General features: G+C 68.2%; 17 protein-coding genes and 1 tRNA gene. 12 read left to right on the forward strand and 6 right to left on the reverse strand.

The features are described 5' to 3' along the window. Positions 1 to 2: 2 nt before the first annotated feature. From ACSHZY_RS03650 to ACSHZY_RS03660, 3 genes are read left to right on the forward strand one after another with little or no spacing between them, the layout of a single operon-like run. Positions 3 to 635: a DUF1007 family protein gene (locus tag ACSHZY_RS03650; protein ID WP_435165570.1), complete on the forward strand. Its 633-nt coding sequence runs from the start codon at positions 3 to 5 to the stop codon at positions 633 to 635. Next, on the forward strand, positions 626 to 1,495 hold the full coding sequence (locus ACSHZY_RS03655; protein WP_435165573.1) for a nickel/cobalt transporter: 870 nt from the start codon (positions 626 to 628) through the stop codon (positions 1,493 to 1,495). Before ACSHZY_RS03650 ends, ACSHZY_RS03655 begins: the two co-directional genes overlap by 10 nt. A 1-nt stretch (position 1,496) precedes the next feature. Next, a complete protein-coding gene (locus ACSHZY_RS03660; protein ID WP_435165575.1) occupies positions 1,497 to 1,856 on the forward strand; it encodes a DoxX family protein in 360 nt (119 codons plus the stop codon). Here the strand turns inward: ACSHZY_RS03660 and ACSHZY_RS03665 are convergent. Next, the gene (locus ACSHZY_RS03665; RefSeq protein WP_435165577.1) at positions 1,853 to 3,061 is read right to left on the reverse strand and encodes a M20/M25/M40 family metallo-hydrolase; all 1,209 of its coding nucleotides are present in this window, start codon (positions 3,059 to 3,061) and stop codon (positions 1,853 to 1,855) included. The two genes, ACSHZY_RS03660 and ACSHZY_RS03665, sit on opposite strands and share 4 nt — an antisense overlap. 171 nt (positions 3,062 to 3,232) lie before the next feature. Between ACSHZY_RS03665 and ACSHZY_RS03670 the strand changes: the two genes are divergently transcribed. Beyond that, positions 3,233 to 4,546: a uracil-xanthine permease family protein gene (locus ACSHZY_RS03670; protein ID WP_435165580.1), complete on the forward strand. Its 1,314-nt coding sequence runs from the start codon at positions 3,233 to 3,235 to the stop codon at positions 4,544 to 4,546. Here ACSHZY_RS03670 and ACSHZY_RS03675 read toward each other — a convergent pair. Further along, complete coding sequence (locus ACSHZY_RS03675; protein ID WP_435165582.1) at positions 4,543 to 5,706, reverse strand: MFS transporter; 1,164 nt, start codon at positions 5,704 to 5,706, stop codon at positions 4,543 to 4,545. The genes ACSHZY_RS03670 and ACSHZY_RS03675 overlap by 4 nt on opposite strands. 68 nt (positions 5,707 to 5,774) lie before the next feature. Beyond that, positions 5,775 to 6,311 (reverse strand): CHAP domain-containing protein, encoded by a 537-nt coding sequence (locus tag ACSHZY_RS03680; RefSeq protein ID WP_435165584.1) that lies wholly within the window; start codon positions 6,309 to 6,311, stop codon positions 5,775 to 5,777. 244 nt (positions 6,312 to 6,555) lie between these two features. Here ACSHZY_RS03680 and ACSHZY_RS03685 point away from each other — a divergent pair, with 244 nt between their 5' ends. Both ACSHZY_RS03685 and ACSHZY_RS03690 read left to right on the forward strand, forming a co-directional pair. Then, positions 6,556 to 7,302 (forward strand): 2-dehydro-3-deoxygalactonokinase, encoded by a 747-nt coding sequence (locus tag ACSHZY_RS03685; protein ID WP_435165587.1) that lies wholly within the window; start codon positions 6,556 to 6,558, stop codon positions 7,300 to 7,302. A gap of 15 nt (positions 7,303 to 7,317) precedes the next feature. Further along, complete coding sequence (locus ACSHZY_RS03690) at positions 7,318 to 8,190, forward strand: SMP-30/gluconolactonase/LRE family protein (RefSeq protein ID WP_435165590.1); 873 nt, start codon at positions 7,318 to 7,320, stop codon at positions 8,188 to 8,190. 6 nt (positions 8,191 to 8,196) lie between these two features. Here ACSHZY_RS03690 and ACSHZY_RS03695 read toward each other — a convergent pair whose 3' ends face one another. Together ACSHZY_RS03695 and ACSHZY_RS03700 are read right to left on the reverse strand one after the other, a co-directional pair. Further along, entirely contained in the window at positions 8,197 to 8,934 is a 738-nt protein-coding gene (locus tag ACSHZY_RS03695; RefSeq protein WP_435165593.1) for a CDP-alcohol phosphatidyltransferase family protein, read from the reverse strand. Beyond that, positions 8,931 to 9,623, reverse strand: coding sequence for a phosphatidylserine decarboxylase (locus ACSHZY_RS03700; RefSeq protein WP_435165596.1), 693 nt, complete (start codon positions 9,621 to 9,623; stop codon positions 8,931 to 8,933). The genes ACSHZY_RS03695 and ACSHZY_RS03700 overlap by 4 nt, the downstream gene beginning before the upstream one ends. Positions 9,624 to 9,780: 157 nt before the next feature. Here ACSHZY_RS03700 and ACSHZY_RS03705 point away from each other — a divergent pair, with 157 nt between their 5' ends. The 5 genes from ACSHZY_RS03705 to ACSHZY_RS03725 are packed head-to-tail and all read left to right on the forward strand — an operon-like array spanning position 9,781 to position 16,494. Next, on the forward strand, positions 9,781 to 11,901 hold the full coding sequence (locus ACSHZY_RS03705; protein WP_435165599.1) for a TonB-dependent siderophore receptor: 2,121 nt from the start codon (positions 9,781 to 9,783) through the stop codon (positions 11,899 to 11,901). 14 nt (positions 11,902 to 11,915) lie between these two features. Further along, positions 11,916 to 12,752 (forward strand): ABC transporter substrate-binding protein, encoded by an 837-nt coding sequence (locus tag ACSHZY_RS03710; protein WP_435166907.1) that lies wholly within the window; start codon positions 11,916 to 11,918, stop codon positions 12,750 to 12,752. Further along, positions 12,749 to 14,713, forward strand: a complete 1,965-nt coding sequence (fhuB, locus tag ACSHZY_RS03715; protein ID WP_435165602.1) for a Fe(3+)-hydroxamate ABC transporter permease FhuB — start codon at positions 12,749 to 12,751, stop codon at positions 14,711 to 14,713. The genes ACSHZY_RS03710 and fhuB overlap by 4 nt, the downstream gene beginning before the upstream one ends. After that, entirely contained in the window at positions 14,710 to 15,486 is a 777-nt protein-coding gene (locus ACSHZY_RS03720; protein ID WP_435165604.1) for an ABC transporter ATP-binding protein, read from the forward strand. Before fhuB ends, ACSHZY_RS03720 begins: the two co-directional genes overlap by 4 nt. Positions 15,487 to 15,495: 9 nt before the next feature. Then, a complete protein-coding gene (locus ACSHZY_RS03725) occupies positions 15,496 to 16,494 on the forward strand; it encodes a siderophore-interacting protein (protein ID WP_435165607.1) in 999 nt (332 codons plus the stop codon). Between the two features lie 135 nt (positions 16,495 to 16,629). Here the strand turns inward: ACSHZY_RS03725 and ACSHZY_RS03730 are convergent. Continuing rightward, positions 16,630 to 16,714, reverse strand: a tRNA-Leu gene (locus ACSHZY_RS03730). Between the two features lie 147 nt (positions 16,715 to 16,861). Here ACSHZY_RS03730 and ACSHZY_RS03735 point away from each other — a divergent pair. Then, positions 16,862 to 17,833 carry a complex I NDUFA9 subunit family protein gene (locus ACSHZY_RS03735; protein WP_435165610.1) on the forward strand — a complete coding sequence of 324 codons (972 nt, stop codon included), beginning with the start codon at positions 16,862 to 16,864 and terminating at the stop codon, positions 17,831 to 17,833. Positions 17,834 to 17,835: the final 2 nt, after the last annotated feature.

The following is a 17,835-nucleotide window of genomic DNA, read 5'->3' on the forward strand; positions in this document are numbered from 1 at the left end:
CCATGGGCATGTTCCGCCGCGCCCTTGCCTTCGCCCTTCTTGCCGCCTCGCCCGTCGGGGCGCATCCGCATGTGTTCGTCGACGTGTCCGCTGGCTTTCGGGTCGAACAGGGCACGCTGACGGGGCTGCGGATCGTCTGGCTGTATGACGCCTTTTCCACTCTTGTTCTGTATGACCAGCTTTGGCTGGACGAAGATGGCGATGGCCAACTGGACGCCGGGGATCTGGCCAAGATCGCGGCCGGCGAAACCGAATGGGCCGAGGATTACGAGGGCGATACCTACCTGTTCAAGGGAGACGCCAAGGTGGCGCTGGGCCGCCCCGAACACGGCACCGCCCGCATGGTGGGCGACCGGGCCGAGGTGACGTTCGACCTTCCGTTGGCCGATCCCTTGTCCATCGCGGGGCAGGAGGTGGTGTTGAAGATGTACGCCCCCGACTACTACTACGCCTACACCGCGAAGGAGGTTCTGGACACGCCTGCCGGATGCCGCAGCCGGATTGTGCCCTTCGTTCCCGACAGCGTCAGCCGCCGCCTTCAGGCCGAACTGGCCCGCCTCGGCACCGAGGAGATGCCGGACGATCCCAACATAGGCGCCAACTTCGCCGAGGAGGTCCGTCTGGCATGCGACTGACCCTCAGCCTGCTGGCGGCGCTGGTTCTGGCGGCGGGTCTGGTGCTGCTGGGCGATCATTACGTGCTGGCGGCCAGCGGCTGGGCGTCGCAGTTCAAGTTCCGCGTGCAGAGCGACATGGCGGCCGTGATCCGGGCCATCAAGGCCGGCGAACCCGCCGCCTTCTGGACCCTGATCATGCTGAGCGGGAGCTACGGCTTCCTGCACGCGCTGGGCCCGGGCCACGGCAAGGTGCTGCTGGGCGGCTCGGCGATCGGATCGGCCATCCGGCCCCTGCGAATGTTCGCGGTCGGGGCGGCCGCCAGCCTTGCGCAGGCGCTGAGTGCGATCCTTCTGGTGCTGGTGACGGTGAACCTCCTGTCCCTCACCTCGCAGCAGGCGTCGGCGGTGGCCGAAGGGGCGATGTCCGCCGTCAGCCGCATCGCCATCCTCGTCATCGGGGGCGTTCTGGTGTGGCGGGGCGTGAAGGCGTTGCGGCAGGCGGGCCACCGGCATCACGCCCATTGCGGATGCGGCCACGCCCACAGCCCGACGGCGCAGGACGTGGTTGCCCTTGGCACCCCCCGCGACATCGCCGCCCTGATCCTGAGCGTGGCCGCGCGCCCTTGCACGGGGGCCATCTTCCTGCTGGTGATCACCTGGCATCTGGGCATTCCGGTCGCGGGGATCTGCGGCGTGTTGGCCATGGGCTTCGGGACCGCGTTTCTGAACAGCCTTGCCATCGGCGGGGGACTGGCCGCGCGGCGGGTGGCCGGTCTGGGCGCCCGCATGTCGGGCATAGGGGCGCTGCGCACGGCCGGCCTGCTTCAGGTGGCCGCGGGGGGCGCGGTGATCGGCCTGTCCGCGTTGGCGGTGGTCTAGGATGGACAACATCCTGAACCTGACGGGCCGGGTGCTGATCGCCCTGCTGTTTCTGGGCGGAGCGGTCCAGAAGTTGGCCGATCCCGGTCCGGTGCAGGGCATGATCGCAAGCCTCGGCCTGCCGACTGTCCTGGTCTGGCCCGTGGGGCTGTTCGACGGGATCGCGGCCGTGCTTCTGGTGACGGGCCCGCGCGTGCGGCAGGTGGCGCTGGTGATGGCGGCCTATTGCCTCCTCACCAGCTGGTTCCATTGGCAGCTTCGGGCCGATCCGTGGCAGGTCACGATCTTCGTGAAGAACTGGGCCATTGCTGGCGGCCTTCTGGTCCTGGCCGCCAGCGGTCCGGGGCGCTTCGCTCGCTAGACCTCCATCCCCGCCGTGCCAAGAATGGCGGCCAGCGCGGCGTTCAGCCCGCGCAGGGACAACTCCGGCTCCACGTCGATCCATTCCTCCAGCGTATGGGCGCGCCCGCCCGCGCCGCCGCTGCCGAACTTCACCGCCGGGATCCCCAGGCTCATCGGGATGTTCGCGTCGGTGGAAGAGGCGGAGAGCACCGGCGTGAAGCCGAAGGCGCGGATCGCCTCCATGGACGCGGTGACGATGCGCTGGTCATGCGCCGTGCCGCCCGCGGGACGCGCGCCGATCTGCGCCGCCTCGGCCCGGACGGGACCGTTCGCAGTGTCGCCGCGCGCGTTCTCGTTCTCCACCGCCGTGGCGATCAGGCGGTGCATCTCGGCGTCGATCCGCGCCAGCTCGGCGGGTGAGGTGGAGCGCAGGTCCACTTCCACCCACACCTCCTCGGGGATAGCGTTGATGGAGGTGCCGCCCCCGAACACGCTTGCGCAATAGGAGGTGCGGGGATCGGCCGGCACCTCCATCTTCGACAGGCCGACCAGCATCTCCCCCATGGCATAGGCGGGGTTGACGGTGCCGAAGGCACCAAGGCTGTGCCCGCCCGGCCCTCGGAACGTCACGCGGTAGCGGTTCGACCCCACGGCCCCCGTGACCAGATCCGGCGTCTCGATCCCGTCGATGGTGAAGAAGGCGGCCACCTTGTCGCGGTAATCCCCTTCGGTGAAGAAGTGGCGCACGCCGCGCAGGTCGCCTTTGCCTTCTTCCCCCACGTCGCCCATGAAAAGGAGGTCATGCTCGGTCCGGATGTTCGCGGCGTCCAGCGCGCGGACAAAGGCCAGAAGCGCCGCCAGCCCGCGCGTGTCGTCGCCCACGCCGGGGGCGAACAGCTTCGTGCCCTCGCGCCGCACGGTCACGTCCGTGCCTTCGGGAAACACCGTGTCCAGATGGGCCGACACGACGACCAGCGACCCGTTGCCCCGCCCACGCCGCAGGCCCGTCACGTTGCCGATGGCGTCGGTGGTCACATCCTCCAGCCCGTGCGCGCGGAACAGGTCGGCATAGGCGGCCGCGCGCCGTTCCTCCTTGAAGGGCGGGGCGGGGATTTCCGTCAGAGTGACGATCTCCTCCACGAAGCGGTCGTGCCCAGCCCGCAGCGCGTCGGTCGCTGTCGTGAACGAGGGGTGGGAGAGGATGGTGGTCATGTCGAACGTCATGGGCATGCTCCTTTGTGGGACCACCTTTTTCCGGACGGCGCGCCAATGCAAGGCCACGGACCCGTGAAGAAAGACCGTGCGCCGCCGGAAGGCTGGATGTAAGCCGATTCCCAGGTCGCGCGCCGTGCCCGGAGGCCGCACCACCCAAAGACCGGGCCGACGGAGGTGCATGTGAGTTTCTTTCCCCGCTGGACGCCCGCCACGGGCCCCCTGGTGCAGCCGGACGAACGGCTGGGCTGGGGCGCCACGGTTCCCCTTGGCCTGCAACATCTTGTGGCGATGTCGGGCTCGACCATCCTCGCGCCGCTTTTGATGGGGTTCGATCCGAACCTCGCCATCCTGTTTTCGGGCATCGGCACGCTGATCTTCTTTGTCGTCACGCGCGGCCGGGTGCCGAGCTACCTCGGCTCCTCCTTCGCGTTCATTGCCGTGGTCATCGCGGCGACGGGCTATGCGGGGCAGGGGGCGAACGCGAACATCGGCGTGGCGCTGGGCGGGATCATCGCCTGCGGGCTCCTCTATGCGCTGATCGGCGCGCTGGTGATGGCCACGGGCACGGCTTGGGTCGAAAAGCTGATGCCACCGACCGTCACGGGGGCCGTGGGCGCGGCCATCGGCCTGAACCTCGCCCCCGTCGCCACGCAAGGGATCGAGGGGACCGGCCCGCACATGCTGGTGGCGCTGCTGACGGTGCTGGCGGTCGGGCTGGTCGCGGTCTACGCCCCGCCCGCCATTCGCCGCGTGTCGATCCTTGCGGGCATCCTTATGGGCTACGCCGCCGTGCTGATCCTGGGCAACGGCCTTGGCCTTCTGCCTGGGGTCGATTTCAGGGCGCTGGCCACCGCGCCGTGGTTCGGCTGGCCCACCTTCCACGCGCCGGTGTTCGACAGCCGCGCGATCTGGCTGATCGCCCCCGTCGCCGTCATCCTGGTGGCCGAGAATCTGGGCCACATCAAGGCCATCGGCGCGATGACGGGCCGCCCCATGGACCGCTGGATCGGACCCGGCTTCATCGGCGACGGGATCGCCACGATGGTGTCGGGCGCCGGCGGCGGCACCGGCGTCACCACCTATGCCGAAAACATGGGCGTCATGGCCGTCACGCGCGTCTTCTCCACGCTCGTCTTCGTGGTGGCGGCGGTGGTGGCGATCTTCCTCGGCTTCTCGCCTAAGTTCGGGGCGCTGCTGGGCACGATCCCGGCGCCCGTACTGGGCGGATTGTCGGTCGTGGTGTTCGGCCTGATCGCCGCCGCCATGGTGCGGCTGTGGGTGGACAACCGCGTCGACTTTTCCGACCCGCGCAACCTGATCACAGTGGGGGTCACGCTGGTCTTCGGGGCGGGCAATTTCGGCATCACCCTGGGCGGCTTCACCGTCGAAGGGATCGGCACGGCGACGGTCGCGGCCATCGTGCTTTATCAGCTTCTGGGCCTGCGCCGCGCCGACCGGGTCGTCCTGCCCATGGACGAGGCGTCGGGCCGCTAGGCCCGCCGTTCCAAAGCCAGAAACGCGGCAAGCGCCAATGTGGGCGCCGCCATCCCGACCAGCGCGGCCGCCAGCCAGCCGCCTTGGTCATAGGCGAAGGCGCCAAAGGCCGAACCGGCGGCGCCGCCCACGAAGAACGCGGCCATGAACAGCCCGTTCAGCCGGTTGCGCGTCGCGGCGCCCAGCGTGAAGATCTCCCGTTGGCTGAGGACGAGGTTCAGGCTGATCGCCGCGTCCAGCGCGATCGCCGCCACGGTCAGCGCGATCACCCCCGGCGCCAGCGACAGGGCAAAGGCGGCGATGGCCAGCAGCAGGGCCGACAGCGTCGCCATCCGCGTGTGGCCCGCATCGGCCAGCCGGCCCGCGACCGGCGCGATCAGCGCGCCTGCCACCCCCGCCAGTGCAAAGAGGGCGATGCCCCGCTGGTCCAGCCCGTAGCGTTCGGCCAGCAGCAGCGGCGTCACGGTCCAGAACAGGCTGAACACCGAAAACAGCGCCGTGTGATACAGGGCCCGGCGCCGCAGCACTGGCGTGTCCCGCACCAGCCCCATCATCGAATGGAGGAGGGCCCCATAGCTCATCCCGCCCTGCGGCACGCGTTGCGGAAGGCGCAGGCGCAGGGCCGCGGCCAACCCCACCATGGCGGCCCCCGACAGCGCATACACCATGTGCCACCCCGCCACATCGGCGATCAGGGCCGACACGGGCCGCGCCAGCATGATGCCCAGCATCAGACCGCTCATGACATTGCCGACGGTGCGGCCGCGCGTGGCGTCGTCGGCAAGGGCGGCGGCGAAGGGCACCAGCACCTGCACGGCCACCGCACCCAGACCGATGGCCAGTCCTGCCGTGAGGAACACAGCCGCCGACCCGGCCAGCCCCGCGACCACCAGCGCCACCGTCAAGCCCCCCATAAGTGCAAGAACCAGGCGGCGGTTTTCCACCAGATCCCCCAAGGGCACCAGAAACAGCAACCCAAGCCCGTAGCCGATCTGCGTCAGTGTCACGGTCAGGCCCGCCGCGCCGGGCGACAGGCCCAGATCGCGTGCGATGGGTCCGGCCAGCGGTTGCGGATAATACAGGTTCGCCACGATCAGCCCGCAGGCGGCGGCGAACAGAAAGACAAGCCCGCGGGACAGCGGGCGGGAAGGATCGGTCATGGAAGCCTCGGGGAGGATGCGTCGTTCGCGCGCACCCTAGCGCCGGAGCCTTGCCGGCGCATCCCCGTTCAAGACAGGCTGGCCGCGCGGTAGATGAAGCCGTAGGTCGGATAGACGGCGCCGAAGCTGTTGTAGCGGTTCTGCACGCGCACCTGCGACCAGTCGTTCTTTTCGGACACGTCGATCACCATCGTGTCGGTGGTGATGCGGTTGCGCTCCCAGTTCGCCTGATCGACCAGGATGCGCCGCGAATCCACCACATGCGACACCACGGCGACATGGCCCATTGGCATCTTGTTCGTCTTGCGGAACGTCAGAACCGACCCCGCCACCGGCATGCGGCCCTTCGGATAATCGCGGCCGGCACCTTCCCACCACGTCCAGGCGTTGCCCTTGATCTCGATCCCCGACACGGCACGGGCGAAGGGGACGCACCAGATCCGGCGCAGGTGGCGCATGTCCTGCGTGGCGTCGTGCACGGCCACCCGAAGATCGTCGCGGGTCATCTGTTCCACGTACACCTGACGCGCGCCTTCGTCGGCAAAGGCCGCGCCCGGCAGGGCCAAGGAAAGCACAAGAAGAACCCGTCCGAAAAATCCGGCCATCCGCATTGTCCGCAATATCCCCAATCCGCAGGTGCTGGACCTGCCGCGCCTGCCCCATACAGACGTCATGTCGCCAATCTTCTTTCCGCGAAACCTTGTCCCCGAAGCAACCTCTTGAGCGCGGGGATCCGTGACCTGCGCGAAATCTTGCCCATTGTTCCACTTTTCCGGGAACAAACCCGCTTGGGGGTCACCAAGGCCGCTGACCATTGATCTTGACCTTCCAATCGCCCATGTGCCGCAGATGGACTGGATCGCGGTGGATCGTGGCGCACGCCTGCGCTTGTGGAAGATGACCGGGGACAAGGTGATCGGCCGGGCCGAGGCGCCACGGCCCCTCACGCGGGAGGCGCTGCTGGCCGCCTTGCCCAAGCAGGATGGACCGGTGGTGGTGTCCGGCGCGGCGGACCTGTGGGATCTTTGGTCCACCATGCCGGCCGCGGTGCCCGTGCCGGTTCTGCGCGACGGGCTGCACCTTCTTCCGGGCCTGACGCAGGACCGCCCGCTGCCGGATGCGGTGAGCGATGCCATGGCCCGGATCGCCGGGCTGTTGTCGGTTCATCCCCAGTTCGACGGCACCCTTGTCGTCGTGGGCGCGCGGACCGTCTGGGCGTCGCTCAGCGCGGGAGAGGTGACGGACGCCCGCAGCACGCTCACCGGCCGCCTGTTCGACAGCCTGACCACCGGGGCGCCCGTGGACGCGGAACGGTTCGCCGCGGCGCTGCCCGCCACCCTGTCGCGTCCCGAAACGCTGGCCGCGCAACTGGCCGTTCCCGATGCGGACGACGCCCGTCTGGCGGCGGCCCTGATCGGCGCGGAACTCGCCGCCACGAAGGCGTGGTGGCTGGGGCGGTCGGTTCTGGTCACGGGGGAAGGTGCGCTTCCCGACCTTCTGCTGCGCGCCCTGTCAGCGCAAGGCGTCCCGACCCGCGCCCTGCCGGAGGAGGAGTTGCTGCTGGCCGGCCTGCGTCCCCGCCCCATATCCCCCTGACACAGAGGAGGCGGCATGCAGGTTTTCGATTCGACGCGTTGCGAGTTGGGCGAGGGGCTGCTGTGGCATCCCGAACGCGAACAGATCTTCTGGCTCGACATCCCGGCGAAGCGGCTGCACAGCCGGACCGAGGATGGGGCAAGGGTCTGGGACCTGCCGGAAACGGTGTCGGCGCTCGGCTGGATCGACCATGACCGGCTTCTCCTCGCCTCGGAAACCGGGCTGGTGCGGTTCGACCTGCGAAACGGCGCGTGGGACCGGCGGGTCGCGATCGAGGCGGACGATCCCGGCACGCGCGGCAACGACGGCGGCGCGGATCCCTGGGGTGGCTTCTGGCTGGGCACCATGGGCAAGAAGGGCGAGGAGGGGCGCGGCGCCCTTTACCGCTGGCACCGCGGGGAACTGCGGGTGATCCGCAAGCCGATGACCACCCCCAACGCAATGGCCTTCGATCCTGATCGCAAGCGGGTCTATGTCAGCGACACGCCGCATCACATCGTGTGGATGTGGACGCTGGACGCCGACGGCTGGCCAAAGGGTGAGCCGCAGGTGTTCCTTGACCTGTCGAAGGAAGGATTGAACCCCGATGGCGGCACGGTCGATGCGGAGGGACGGTTCTGGTCCGCCCAGTTCGGCGCGGGCCGCATCGCCTGCTACAGCCCGGAAGGCAAGTTTCTGATGGCGGAGCCTCTGCCCGCCACCCTGACGACCTGCCCCGCCTTTGGCGGACCGGATCTGGACGTGCTGTTCGTCACCACGGGGCAGGAGAACATGACGGAGGAGGAGCGGGCGCGGCAGCCGCAGGCGGGCATGACCTTCCACGCCCGCATGATGATGAACGGCCAGCCCGTGCGGGGGGTGGCAACCCCCCGGGTGAAGGTGGGCTGAACGGCCTCAGTTGTCTTGGGTCGCCTTCTTGCGCCACAGGCGGGGCCGGCGGACGGACCACAGCACCACCAGAAGATACACCAGATCCAGCGCCAGAAGGCCTTCCCATGGCCAGGTGAACAGGACCGCGCCCAGCGCGATCACCCCTACGAAGACATAGCGCATGTTCTGCGGGCCCAGCTGCACCAGCTTCAACGACGGGGTGCGGATGCGGCTGATCAGCAGCCAGCCCACGAAGACCAGCCACAGCGCCACCACGGCCGGCGGCAGCGATCCGAAGGCGCGGTCCACTGCGATGGGCATCAGGGCCAGCATCGCGCCCGCGGGGGACGGAACGCCCGTGAACCAGCCCGGCATCGAGTCCGCCTCGGGGGCCTTGGTGCCAACGTTGAAGCGCGCCAGCCGCATGACGCAGCAGATCACGTAAACCAGCACCGCCACCCAGCCCAGACCGCCGGTCCCGAACAGCGTGAAATAGACCAGAAGGCCCGTCGCCGCGCCGAAGTTCAGGAAGTCGGCCAAGCTGTCCAGCTCGGCCCCGATGGCGCTTTCGCTTTGCAGCATCCGCGCCAGCCGTCCGTCCAGCCCGTCAAGGATGGCGGCCAGCACGATCAGCAGGATCGCCTGGTCGGGCCGCCCCTCGATCGCGAAGCGGATGGCGGTCAGGCCGGCGCAGATGGCGCCCAGCGTCATCAGGTTGGGCACCTGCTGCGCCAGGCTCAGGCGGCGGGGCGGGCGGCTCATGTCGCGCGGGCGGGCAGGGCCGCCTGTTCGCCGGTCAGGCGCGCCAGAACCGTCTCCCCGGCGATCATGGTCTGGCCGGGGGCGACCAGCGGCTCCACCCCCTCGGGCAGATAGACGTCAAGACGCGAACCGAAGCGGATCAGGCCGAAGCGTTCGCCGACGACCAGCGGTTCCCCTTCCTTGACGAAGGGCAGGATGCGGCGCGCCACAAGGCCCGCGATCTGCACGCAAGCGATGTCATGGCCGGTGGTCGTGCGGATCAGCAGCGCGTTGCGTTCGTTGTGGATCGACGCCTTGTCGAGCGAGGCGTTGAAGAACTTGCCCGGCGTGTAGGCCATCTTGGTCAGCAGCCCCGACACCGGCGCGCGGTTCACGTGCACGTTGAACACCGACATGAAGATGGAGATGCGCATCCGCGGCGCGGGATCCATGCCCAGTTCCGGCGGCGGCACCGCCCGTTCCATCAGCGAGATCAGGCCATCAGCCGGGCTGACCACCAGCCCGTCGGCCACCGGCGTGTGGCGCACCGGATCGCGGAAGAAGTAATAGCACCAGATCGTCAGGATCACGCCCAGCCAGCCCAGCGGTTCCCACAGCCAAAACAGGATCAGCGTGATCACCGCGAAGATGCCGACGAAACGCCACCCTTCGGGATGCATGGGTTTGAAGACGACGTCGGACATGCGCATGGGCGAAGGTTTCCTTTTCGGCGGTTCGGGTCTGAATATCGTGCAACAGGGGCTCCCCGCAACACCCGCCCCAAAATCATACTAAAACCGTAGGATTTCGTTGCTTGGTGCCGGGACTGTTGATATGGGGCCTCCACCGCATTTCGGGAGGGTTTCCATGCGTTTCCACCATCCGCTTCTTTTGGGTGCCAGCGTGCTTGCCCTTCTGGGCCCGGCGCAGGCGCAGACCGACACCACGGTCCTGGCCCCCATCATCGTGGAAGGGGTGGAGGATCCCACCGCGCCGGCCGGCGGTTTCGTCGCCACCTCGCAGGCCAGCGCCACGAAGACGGGCACCCCGCGGCTGGAAACCCAGCAAAGCGATTCCATCGTCACCGCCGAACAGATCGAGGCGCAGGGCGCGACCACGCTGGGCCAGGCGCTGAACTATTCCTCCGGCGTCTTCGGCGAACCTTTCGGTCTGGACGCGCGCGGCGACAGCCCGCGCCTGCGCGGCTTCGACGGCGGCAACTCGCAGTTCCTGAACGGGCTGAAGCTGCTGCGGACCTCCACCACGCCGTCGTTCGAGGTCTACGGGCTGGAGCGGGTGGAGGTGCTGCACGGCCCCGCCGGCGTCCTGTATGGCGCGGGCAATCCGGGCGGCATGATCAACCAGATCCAGAAGCGCCCGCAATTCGAGGATTTCAACGAGGCGGGCCTGTCCTTCGGCACCAATCAGCGCGCCCAGACCTTCTTCGACCTGAACCGCACGATCGGCGAGGATGTGGCCTACCGCTTCACCGGCGTGCTGCGTCACCAGAACGGCAATGCCGAGGAGATCAACGACGACCGCGTCTATCTGGCCCCCAGCGCGACCTGGAAGATCAGCGATCAGGACACGCTGACCTTCCTTGGAAGCTACCAGTGGGACAATCCGGAACAGCCGACGGCCACGGACATCTCGACCCTCGACACGGGCGATGATCCGCTAGGACCCGACTTCTATCTGGGTGAGGAGGACTTCAACCGGTCCGACCGCACGCAGTCGAACCTTGGGCTGGAGTGGGAGCACCGCTTCAACGACCAGTGGTCGCTGAACCAGTCCTTCCGCTACCAGAAATTTGACTGGGATTATCAGTGGCTGTATTTCAGCGCCTTTGGTGCGGATAACACCGTGGCCCGGGCCGCCATCCGTCAGGCCGAAGACAACTCGACCCTGAACTCCGACACCCGATTGACCGGCAAGGTCACGACGGGCGCCGTGGACCACACGATCCTCTTCGGTCTGGACATGCGCAAGTTCGACGAGAAGCTGAGCACGGAATTCGGTCGGGAAGGCGAAACCGGAACATTGCCGCCGCTGTCCATGTCCGATCCCGAATACGGGTCCAAGATCGATCCGGAATGGTGGTACAGCGCGTCGAGCGACCTGACCTTCAAGCAGTTCGGCGTTTACGCGCAGGATGAGGCGAGCTTCGGCGGCTGGCGCGCCACCTTGGGGCTCCGTCATGACTGGTCCAGCCGCGAGGGCGAGACCTACACCAACTTTGCCGGAGAAACCGACATCGATGAGGACAGCAGCGAGACGACCGGCCGGGCGGGCCTCTCCTATGTCTTTGCCAATGGCGTGGCGCCGTTCCTCAGCTATGCGACCTCCTTCGATCCGTTGACGGAAACGGATCAGGTCACGGGTGAGGTGCTGGCCCCCTCCACCGCGAAACAGTGGGAGCTGGGCGTGAAATACGAACCCACGTTCTTCAAGGGGTTCTTCACGGCCACCCTGTTCGACATCAACCAGGAGAATGTCAGCGTCCGTGTGCTGGACCCCGACACCGGGATTCCTGCAAATCGTCAGCGGGGTGAGGTCGAATCCCGGGGCGTGGAACTGGAAGGCACTGCGGAACTGGATGACAACTGGACCATGCGCGCCTCGTACAGCTACACTGATGCCGAAACCAAAAGCGGAAACTATTCGGGCCTGACGCCCGAGAACACGCCTGAAAACGTGGCGAGCCTGTGGCTTGGCTATGACTTCGCCGAAGGTTCACGCCTGGACGGGCTGAACGTGGGCGGGGGCCTGCGCTACATCGGCGAGCGCTACGGCGACGCCGGCAACCTTTACAAGATGGAGGACGAGACGCTGCTCGACGCCTCCGTCAGCTATGAACAGGACGCGTTCGAGGCCCGCCTGACGGTCCAGAACCTCACGGACGAAGAATATCTGGCAAACTGCGGCACCTTCGGCTGCACCTATGGCGCCGGGCGCACGGTCGTGGCGGACGTCGCCTACAAGTGGTGAAACGGCGGCAGGTCCTGTCGCTTCTTGCGGCGCCCTTCGTGGTGCCGCAGCTTGCGTTCGGGGGCGCGCCCCTGCGGCTGGCCGCCATCGACTGGGCCATGCTGGAAACCGCCATCACCCTTGGCAACACGCCCGTCGCGGCGTGCGAGGTGAAGGGCTTCCGGCGCGACGCCGTGACCCCCGTGCTGCCCCCCGACATGGTCGATCTGGGCCTGCGGGGGGCGCCGAATTTCGAGCTGATGCAGATCGTGCGGCCCGACCTGATCCTGTCCTCCCCGTATTACGTGCGTCACCTTGCGCGGATGGAGCCCATCGCCCCGGTGATCACGCTGCCCTTCTTCGTGCCGGGGGAGGGGCCCTTGCCAAAGGTCATGGACGCGCTGACCGCACTGGGCGCGCGGATCGGGGCCGATCCGGCGCCGGCCATGGAGGCCGCCGAGGGGGATTTTGCCCGGGCGCACGACCGGCTGGCCCCTGTGGCGGACCGGCCTGTCTATCTGGTGAACATCGGGGATTCGCGGCACTTCCGGGCCTTTGGGACGGACAGCCTGTTCGGCAACGTTCTGGAACGCGCCGGGCTGACCAACGCCTGGGCCGACCGCACGCGTTTCGCCTTTACCGCCTCGGTTCCGATCGAGGCGCTGGCCGCGCGGCCCGAGGCGCGGATCGTCGTTGTGGGTGCACCCCCCGTGCAGGTGGAGGCCGAGTTGCATCGTTCCGTGCTGTGGAACCATCTTCCGGCCGTGGCCGAAGGCCGGCTGCACCGCCTGCCCGAGATCAGCCCTTTCGGCGGCGTCCTGGCCGCGCGTCGCTTTGCGATGGAACTGGTCCGCGCGCTGGAGGCGGCATGATCCGTGCTTTTCCCTTTCTTCTGGCCGCCGGGGTGGCGCTGGCGCTGTGGTGGCACGCGGCGGTGACGCTTCTGCCGATGGCGGACTGGCCCGCCTGGCCTTTTGACCCGGCCGGGATGAGCCTGCCGCAGATCCTTCTGGCCTTCGGCCAGATGCCACGCGGGGTCGTGGCCTTGCTGGTGGGTGCTGCGCTGGGCCTGTCGGGCGCGCTGTTGCAGGCGGTTCTGCGCAATCCGGCGGCGGATCCGACCACGCTCGGCATCTCCTCGGGCGCGCAGCTGGCGGTGGTGGCGACCACGATCTTCGCGCCGGGGGTGCTGGATCACGGGCGCTGGCCCGTGGCGCTGGCGGGGGCCGCTTTGGCGGCGGGGCTTGTGGTGGCCTTGGGTGCGCGGCGAAATTTCGCGCCGGTGACGATGGTCATCGCCGGGATGCTGGTGGGGCTGACGGCGGCCTCCCTCTCCACCGCGATCACGCTGGGGCAGGGGGAGTATCTGCTGACGCTGGTCATGTGGAACAGCGGATCGCTGGTGCAACAGGATTGGAGCTCGGCCCGCGGGCTGGCGGCCGTTCTGGCCATCTGTGGCGTGGGGGCGGCGCTTCTGGCCCGGCCGCTGCGGGTGCTGTCGCTGGGTGAAGGCGCGTCGGCGCTGGGCATGAACGTGGCGGGGGTGCGGCTGGCGGTGATCGCGCTGGCGGTCTGGCTGGCGGCCAGCGTCACGGCGGCCGTGGGGCTGGTGGTCTTTGTCGGTCTGGCTGCGCCTGCCATCGCACGGGCGGCGGGCGCGCGGCGGCACGGGCAGGTGCTTCTGGTGGCGCCGCTGGCCGGGGCGCTGCTGCTGTCGATCTGCGATGGGCTGGTGATGTGGGTTGCGGGCGCCGGGGGGGAGATGTTTCCCACCGGCGCGGTCACCGGCCTGATCGGCGGCCCGCTGCTTTTGTGGCTGACGCTGCGCATGCGCGTGACGGTGCCGCCGCAGGCCGACGGCGATGGCGCGGTGCCGCGTCTGGCCCGCCCGCTGCCGGTGCTGGGGCTTCTGACAACCGCGCTGGCGGTGGCGGTCGTCGTGCTGATCTGGGTCGGGCGGGTTCCGGACGGCTGGGTCGTGCTGGACGCGCAAAGCTTTGCCGCCTTTCTGCCCACCCGCCTGCCGCGCCTTGCGGCGGCGGGGACGGCGGGGGCCGTGCTGGCGCTGTCGGGGGCGATCCTGCAGCGGATGACGGCCAACCCCCTCGCCTCGCCCGAGGTGCTGGGCGTGTCGGGCGGCGCCGCGCTGGGCTTCGCGCTGGTGGTGTTCCTTTCGGCCCAGCCCACGGCGGCCGGCCTTCTGGCGGGCACGATGGCGGGCGGGGCGGTTGTGCTGGCCGTGGTCGGCACGCTGGCCCTGCGCGCCGCCGCCACGCCCGAACGCATCCTGCTGGCGGGCATCGCGCTGTCCTCGCTCGCCTCCTCCGTCCTGTCGGCGATGATGAGCCTGGGGGACGCGCGGTCCTGGAAGGTGCTGGAATGGCTGGGCGGATCGTCGTCGGCCGTGACGCCGGCGGGGGCGATTGCGCTGTGCGTTTTCGCGGCGGTGGCACTGGCGCTGGCGCTGGTGATGACGCGGTGGCTGGCAGTGATGCCGCTGGGCGACGGGGTGGCGGGGGCGCTGGGCCTGCCCTTGCGGCGGGTGCGTCTGGCGCTGATCCTTCTGGCGGGCCTGGGCACCGGGGCGGCGACGCTTCTGGTGGGGCCGCTGTCCTTTGTCGGCCTGATGGCCCCGCACATCGCGCGGCGGTCCGGTTTCGCCCGTCCGGCGGGGCATCTGGCCGGATCGGCCGTGATCGGCGCGCTCTTGATGATCCTGTCGGATTTCGGCGCGCGCATGGCCACCTTCCCATATGAACTGCCGCTGGGCCTGTTCGCGTCGCTGATCGGCGCGCCCTATCTGGTCTGGCTGATCCTGCGGAGGCACGCATGACCCCCCTTTTCGACGTGCGGGACCTGCGGGTTTCGGTTCCGGGCCGCGTTCTGCTGCACGGCGTGTCCCTGACCGTGCCCGCCGGCAAGATGGTGGCGCTGATCGGGCATAACGGGTCGGGCAAATCAACGCTTCTGAAGACGCTGGCCCGCCAGATGCGGCCCGAATCGGGGCAGCTGGCGTTCGAAGGCCGGGCGCTGGCCGATCGGCCCGCGCGCGATCTGGCGCGGCGTCTGGCCTATCTGCCGCAGCACACGCCCCCGGCCGAAGGGATGACGGTGCGCGAACTTGTGGCGCTGGGCCGCTATCCCTGGCACGGCGCCTTGGGCCGCATCACCCCGCATGACCGCCAGGTGGTGGAGGCCGCGATCGAGGAATGCGCCATCGGCCCCTTTGCCGACCGGCTGGTGGACACCCTGTCGGGTGGCGAACGCCAGCGGGCCTGGCTGGCCATGACCGTGGCGCAGGAAGCGGGCTGCCTGATGCTGGACGAACCGATCAGCGCCCTCGACATCGCGCATCAGGTGGAGGTGCTGTCGCTGGTGCATCGCATGTGCCGCGAACAGGGACGCGGCGTGATCGTCGTGCTGCACGACGTGAACATGGCCGCCCGCTTCTGCGACGAGGTGATCGCCCTGCGCGGCGGGCACATCGTGATGCAGGGCACGCCTTCCGAATTGATGACAGAGTTGTGCTTGGCTAAAGTTTACGGAATTGGTATGGAAATCGTGACTCAGCCTTCGACCGGCGCACCGGTCGCTTTTCCGCGTTAGGAGACAGCCTTGGAACGGACGACGGCTTTTCTGGACATCCCCGCTGCAACATTCCTTCCCGGCCTGATCCAGCGCGCCGCCGAAATGGAAATGGCGGTTGCGGACACCCCGCGCGGCAAGGCGGTCGAACTTTACTATGGCACGCTGGAAGTGATCGACACAGGCCCGCGCACGCGGGTGGAACTCGTCTCCTCGGACGCGGCGCGGCTTTTGAACCTGCGCGACACGCTGACCTGGCATCTGGACCAGGTGGGGCTGAAGCATTGCATCACCTGGGCCAAGATGAAGGCCGGGGCCAACCCGGCGAATCTGGCGCTGGGGCATGTGGTCTGGGTCAGCGAGATCTCTCCGAACTTCACGCGGGTGCGGCTGGCGGGGGATTACACCCGCTTTCTGGAAGGGGGCTTCCACTTCCGGCTGCTGCTGGGCCCGAAGGAACTGGGCTGGCCCTCCACCGACGACACGGGCGGGACGGTTTGGCCGGGCGGTCTGGCGGCGTGGAATCGGCCCGTCTACACCGTGCGCGACATCTGCCCCGAAGGGCGCTGGATCGACTTCGACGTCTTCCGTCATGAAGGCGGCCGCGCCAACGACTGGATCATCACGCTGGAGATGGGCGAGGAGGTCGGGATCACCGGCCCCGGCGGCACGGGCCACGTGTCCGCCCCCTGGGTGGGCCTGTTCGGGGACGAGACGGCGCTTCCGGCCGTCCTGCGCATGATTCGCGGCGCGCCCGACGGCACGCAGGGCGAGGCGGTGCTTCTTGTTCCCACCGAGGCCGACATCCAGCGGGTGGACGTGCCGGAGGGCATCACCCTGCGCTGGTTGTGCCGTGAAAAGGGCGACGTCCTGATGGACGCCTTCCGCGACCTGCGCCTGCCCGAAGGTCCCCGCTATGTCTTCTATGCCGGAGAGAAGACCGAGGTGGCCGAGGCGCGCGAGCATGCCGCGGCGATCGGCCTGAAGCGCGGCGAGGCGCACACGCTGGTCTACTGGACCGCCGACTGATTCATTTGCAGGTGATGGATTGCTTGATGCGCGGGGGCTTTGTCCTTCGCGCATTTTTCTTTGCGCGCGGCAGAAAGCAACAGAACATAAAGACAAAGCCCCGCAACCGGAGCTGCGGGGCTTTCGCCAAGACTTTGGTGCCCAGAAGAGGACTCGAACCTCCACGCCTTGCGGCACACGGACCTGAACCGTGCGCGTCTACCAATTCCGCCATCTGGGCCGATGTCGTGAGCGGTGATCTACCGACCTGTGCGGGGGGTGTCAACGGGCAATCGGAAGATTTTTGCAAGAACGTCACAAGACTTGCCCGACCCCCTCTGCCAGCGTATCTCGAGCAATGTAAAGCCAAGGCCCGGGAGGATTGGGGATGAGCAAGCTGGTCACGGTCTTCGGAGGGTCTGGTTTCGTGGGGCGCTATGTGGTGCAGCGCCTGGCCCGTGAAGGGTGGCGCATCCGCATCGCTGTCCGCCGCCCGAACCAGGCCTTGTTCCTGAAACCCTATGGTTCCGTGGGGCAGGTGGAACCCGTCTTCTGCAACATCCGCGACGACGCTTCGGTGCGGCAGGTGCTGCAGGGGGCGGACGCGGTGGTGAACTGCGTGGGCATCCTGAAGGCCGATGGCCGCAACACGTTCGAAGCCGTGCAGGCCGAGGGCGCGGGGCGCATCGCGCGTCTGGCCGCCGAAGCGGGCGCCACGCGGCTGGTGCACCTGTCGGCCATCGGGGCGGATGCAAACAGCGACAGCGCCTATGCCCGCACCAAGGCCGCGGGGGAAGCCGCCGTTCAGGCCGCATTCCCCACGGCCGTGATCCTGCGCCCGTCCGTCATCTTCGGGCCGGAGGACGAGTTCTTCAACCGATTCGCCGCCATGTCGCGCCGCTGGCCGGTGCTGCCGGTGGTGCATGGCAAGACGCGCTTCCAACCTGTCTATGTCGACGACGTGGCCAAGGCCGTCGTCGCCGGGATCGAGCGTGGGGCCCCCGGCGTCTACGAACTGGGTGGTCCGGTGCCCGAGGAGTTCCGGACCCTGATGCGCCAGATGCTGACCATCGTGATGCGCAAGCGTCCGCTGGTGGATCTGCCGGTCGGGCTCGCCAGCCTCATGGCTGGTACATTGGACGGCGTCCAAAGGCTGACGGGCGGGCTGGTGTCGAACAAGACGTTGACCCGTGACCAGCTGCGCCTTCTGGCCCGCGACAACGTCGTGTCCGCAGGTGCCCGTGGTTTTGCCGAGCTGGACATCACCCCGCAGGCCTTCGAGGCGGTGATTCCGGAATACCTGTGGCCCTTCCGTCCGACGGGGCAATATGCCCGTCTGCGCCCTTCCATCAAACTTTGAAA

Origin of the sequence: Falsirhodobacter sp. 1013, from assembly GCF_051195255.1 — a bacterium.
Lineage (GTDB): Bacteria > Pseudomonadota > Alphaproteobacteria > Rhodobacterales > Rhodobacteraceae > Falsirhodobacter.